Raw genomic sequence first — 4,926 nt, 5'->3', positions numbered from 1 at the left:
AATCTTCTAGCTGAAGGTCGACTGGTCAATCTGGCTGCCGGCGACGGCCATCCTGCTGAAATTATGGATCTGTCTTTTGCCGTTCAGGCCTTAGCCGCCGAATACTTACTTCATAAGGGTAAGTCTTTGGAAAATCGGGTATATGTCTTGCCTAAGGAGACGGATATGGCCGTAGCCTCCGTAAAGCTACATTCCATGGGATATGAAATAGATACTCTCAGTAAAGAACAGAGAACTTATTTAAATCTTGACTAAAGGAGACCGGTACGGTGGCAAAAACACTGATTAAAAACGTAGGCCTCTACCGCAATCACGTAGTGACGGAGCAGGGGAATATTGAAATTACGGACGATCGTATTACGGCCTTTCCCGAAAAAATCGAGGACATATCGGCATACGTTACGGTTATAGACGGCAAAGGCATGCTGGCTTTGCCGGGATTTATTAACACACATAATCATATTGCCATGACGGCATTTCGAAGTTATGCGGACGATATGCAGCTCATGGACTGGCTGGAAAAGAAAATATGGCCGGCGGAAGCCTGCTTGAATGAAGAAGTCGTATATGCCCAAACCATGCTCGGTATTGCCGAAATGATTCGCTGCGGTACAACCGGTTTTGCGGACATGTACTTTTTCATGGACCAAGTAGCCGAAGCCGTAAAAGATTCGGGAATTCGTGCCTGCCTGAGTCGCGGTCTGACGGGAATTACCCCGAATGCAGACGCAGCCTTGCAGGAAAATCTCGACTTTTATCGCACGTGGCATAACAGTTGTGACGGCCGAATTACAGTTATGTTCGGCCCCCACGCACCCTATACATGCCCCGAGGAATATTTGTACAAGGTAGTAGATACAGCCCGTTCCGTCGGTGCGGAAATTCACATACATTTAAGTGAAACTAAGGCGGAAGTGGATAATCATAGAAAACAATACGGATTATCACCTATTGCCTGGGCCGATAAGGTAGGGGTATTCGATTGCGGTTGCTTAGCGGCTCACTGCGTTCATGTCGATGACGAAGATCTGGAGATTATGGCTCGTAAAAAGGTACGTGTAGCCCACAATCCGGGCAGTAATCTGAAGTTGGCCAGCGGTACGGCGCCTATCGGCAAGATGCTGAAAAAGGGGATTACCGTATCCTTGGGTACAGACGGGGCCTCAAGCAATAATAATTTAGATATTTTTGAAGAAATGCGACTGGCAGCCCTTATCCATAAAGGAGTAACTTACGATCCGACGATCATTCCCGCCGAAACGGCAGTAAACTTACTCACTGAAGGCGGAGCCGCGGCCTTGGGTTATAGGGATGCGGGAAAGTTGGAAATAGGATATAAGGCGGACATTACCTTAATGGATCGTGAAGGACTCCATTGGTATCCCCATAACGATGTCTTATCTTTGTTGGCCTACAGTGCCAACAGCATGGACGTAGACACGGTATTTATAGACGGAAAACCGGTTTTAAAGAACAAAGAATTCGTCACCTTGGATATTGAAAGAATTAAAGCGCGGGCAGAAGAGACGAAAAAGCAGTTATTGGCTGCCGTAGAGTCGGTATAGCGGTAAAAGCGTTCACACAAACAAGTGTAGAACGCTTTTTGTCGTATCATTAACATAGAAGGGATGGGAACTACTTATGACAGGAAAAGAGCGAGCCGTAAAATGGTGCAAGGGCATTCCCGAATTAGAGTCCTTAACCTTGATAACGCAGGAGCGGATTTGTACTAAGATCGCTAAACAGCTGTTAGTCATTATGATGACCGTTATATGTGTTTCCGTCACAGTTTTCATATATCTTTCGTTTCAATACCCCGAGCTGGCGGCGTATATGGATCGCATAAACAATGCCCTCCTAAGTACTATGATTCACAAAACATCTCACCATAGCTTGACCGGAGACTTCATTGCCGTATTTACTCTCCTCGGGCCTCTGCTTTTCGTATTATTCGGTCCTCCGCTTTTGGTATTCTTTACCTTAAAGAAACCTTTATCAAAAAGAGAAGCCCGAAAAACTCTCGCAACCTGGCGTTTAGAGACCGATTCGGGTATGAAAACAAACATTACCTTTGTCGAAGTGCAAAAGTCCATGATCGCCTTGGAGAGCGGAGATATATACTATTTCATCCTGTATCCGCCTCAAGGTCTTATGGAATCTCCCTTTATGCAAACAATGCGTGAAAAAACGGGCACCTTTATTTTGGAAGTCAGTAAAGGCGATGAGAAAAAAAGCACCCTTTTCAGTTGTAAGAGCCTTACAAGGGGAGAGGTCCTTTCAACTATGAAGGAGTATAGAGAACGGCATATTATCCCTCTGACGGATACGTGGGAAGTTATAGGCACGTACGATAAAGCCGAAGCGGAACGGGCACAAGCGAGAAAGGCCGCTTTACAGCAAGAACGCAAAGATACTTTCATTCGCTTGGTCGGAAATCTTTCGGGAAACGATGCCAAGGTCATGAAAGAGGCTCATAAGTTTCTGAGAAACCCCGTCGCCTTTTTTTATAAGACCAAGGCGGACAAGTCGGTAAATACGGATGTAAGTGAAACCGACATGCGTCAGGCCTTACGGGATATCTTAGTTCAAAACCGCATCGCCGCTGCATTACCTTCTACCACATCGGCAGATAGTTTTGTACAGGCCGTAAACAATATATCTCTCGTTCGTAGCCATCCTGAACTTACACTCGCACCGGATATTTTTTTCGCCAAACCTGACGGCGAGTCGAAAGATTTTACTCGAAAGATAAATAAATATTGGGAAAACACTCAATTTCGTATAGTATCCTTGTACACGGATTCGGACTTATTCGTGCTGCTCCCCGTAAATCTGATCGACTTGGAAACGTTACAAAAAGAAGCCGCAACAGTCGGTAGTAACATCATCTATTTAGCTCCTATCGACGAAAGTAATGAATAGATAAGAATTTCTCGGATAAAGAAACCGTAATACGTTGTTTCTACGTACATACGGAGCCTTGAAACGTTAATAGAAGGGAAATATTATGTTTACCCAACTTTTGGATAATTATTTTATTTGGCCGGCTGTAATCGGTTTAATCATTCTAATTCCTGTTATTTTTATTAGTATGATTATCATTTTTTTCGGTGTTCGTTTTATAATACACTGCTATCAGGGGACAGCCTGGACGCCTTATCACATAGACGGAGATATTCTTCATGTCCACAATATCTTCAACAGTACCTTTGATCTTTCTCAAATTATTCGTATAGAGGCTCGAGCAATATATACGAAATCCCCTTTTACGTCAGGAGGAAGCAGATACCTGGTACGTCTTTACGGAAAAGATAACGTTCTTTGGGGAGCCATGAGTGTTTACGGCAGCAGGAAAATCTATAACTCTTCGGAAGCTTCAAAAAAAGCTGTGCTGGAATTTTTTTCACTTATGGAAATGCGAGGAATTCACTGTAGTCTTGAGGAAGGTCAGTAAATATTTCCCGCATAAAAAGGGTAAGTATATGCCCTTCGAATTGAACAGTCCGTTAATGAAATGCTTGAGTCTCGTAAATCTCAGAAATATTTTATCGTTAAAAGGAAAGGCTCCGATGGATAAATTTAAAAAATATATATTTTTTATAGCATTACTCTTAGTTCTCGTCTTTATTCTGATTCCGTTCTTCGGCAAGCTCTTTTTGTACGCTGCCGCCTATGTTATTTGGGGATTTATGGCCTTCTTCGTCGGCAATGTTCCTTTAAGTGACATCCTGAGTTGGTGGCAAGACTTATTATAATTAACAGGAGATAAGGTAATGGACCTGATTGAAAAAATAAAAAGCATTGAAAAATACGTGTGCGAATACTTTGAAGACTTGGACCTGGATGACCCGGTGGAAGAGGGCCGCTTTGCGGAATATGAGGAGGTTCAAGGAGCCACTGCTAAGGAAATTCACGATTTTGAAAATCACTTCAATATAGTGCTGCCTAAGGACCTGAAAGAAATATATACATATAAAAACGGCAGCCGCTTTTTCCCCCTTCTACCGGCATTCATTGATAATCGTGACTATTCATTTACCCTTTTATCCTTGGAAGAAATTAAACACTTAAAAGAATATTTTCAAAATAAAAACGCATTGTTTACGGATTTTCCCGACTATTTTTCAAAAGAGGAGATAAAAAGGCAAGCCGATCCCAGACTGCAACCGTACCTATTTCATAAAAAACGAATTCCCTTTGCACAATATTGCGATTCCTGTTACTTAATGCTCGATTTTATACCCGGGAACCTGGGACAGGCGGGACAGATTCTTTGTTATGTTCACGATCCGGATGAGGTTCTTTATGTATGTCCGGATATTACCTCCCTTATCGATGATATTCGGGAAAATATTATTACAACTTCTTAACAAAAATGAAATATACGGGAAAACTACAAGAACCTTTATTCATTTTTTTGAAAAATATTATTTTTTATGATTAAATGATAGAAGAGTTCTCATTTTACCGATAACACGGAGGCCTGAATGGTCATACTCGCTGTATGTATATTGGTTTTCTTCCTTCTGGTTTCGGCCGGTACAGTCTTAATGTGGAAATACCGTTTTCGCCTTAGCCGAATGGCCTGTAAACAGATTCAAAAACCTGTAAAAGAAGATGAAAATCAGCCCCTTCGCGAACTGCCGTACGCCTGGATAATACTGATAGTATTCGTTGTCATATCGACATTGGATATGTACTTTGATATGCCTTCTATCGGTATGGCGGGACTTATTTGGAAGGGCATCCTTGTCGCCCCGGCTTTGCCTATATCAGTATCCGCCTTCGTCTTCGTCATTTTAACGAACAGTGTGCGGCCGAACCGAAAAATCGTCTACATAATTACGACCGCCTTTTTTGTACTCATGGGGTTCACCTCCTCATCTACTGCATTAAGCGGAATCGAAGACCTTATACGCGGACCTG

The 4,926-nt window shown here is 42.7% G+C and carries 7 protein-coding genes; all 7 read left to right on the top strand.

What is annotated here, in order from left to right:
• Positions 1–255 (top strand): adenosylhomocysteinase (locus PGX78_RS04515; protein ID WP_270445567.1); only part of this gene is annotated, 255 nt, incomplete at its 5' end.
• 14 nt (positions 256–269) lie between these two features.
• Positions 270–1,565, top strand: coding sequence for an amidohydrolase (locus PGX78_RS04510; RefSeq protein ID WP_270445566.1), 1,296 nt, complete (start codon positions 270–272; stop codon positions 1,563–1,565).
• Between the two features lie 76 nt (positions 1,566–1,641).
• Positions 1,642–2,922: a DUF6630 family protein gene (locus PGX78_RS04505; RefSeq protein WP_270445565.1), complete on the top strand. Its 1,281-nt coding sequence runs from the start codon at positions 1,642–1,644 to the stop codon at positions 2,920–2,922.
• Positions 2,923–3,007: 85 nt separating this feature from the next.
• A complete protein-coding gene (locus PGX78_RS04500) occupies positions 3,008–3,454 on the top strand; it encodes a hypothetical protein (protein ID WP_270445564.1) in 447 nt (148 codons plus the stop codon).
• 115 nt (positions 3,455–3,569) lie between these two features.
• Entirely contained in the window at positions 3,570–3,755 is a 186-nt protein-coding gene (locus PGX78_RS04495) for a hemolysin III (protein ID WP_270445563.1), read from the top strand.
• Positions 3,756–3,773: 18 nt separating this feature from the next.
• Positions 3,774–4,370: an SMI1/KNR4 family protein gene (locus PGX78_RS04490; RefSeq protein ID WP_270445562.1), complete on the top strand. Its 597-nt coding sequence runs from the start codon at positions 3,774–3,776 to the stop codon at positions 4,368–4,370.
• Between the two features lie 117 nt (positions 4,371–4,487).
• Positions 4,488–4,926, top strand: a 439-nt coding sequence (locus PGX78_RS04485; RefSeq protein ID WP_270445561.1) for a hypothetical protein, incomplete at its 3' end; no start/stop codon positions are given.

Origin of the sequence: Megasphaera sp. AF13-6AC (genome assembly GCF_027685385.1) — a bacterium.
GTDB lineage: Bacteria > Bacillota > Negativicutes > Veillonellales > Megasphaeraceae > Megasphaera > Megasphaera micronuciformis.
The sequence above is the reverse complement of the archived record's forward strand: the minus strand, read 5'-3'. Positions and strand labels throughout refer to the sequence as shown.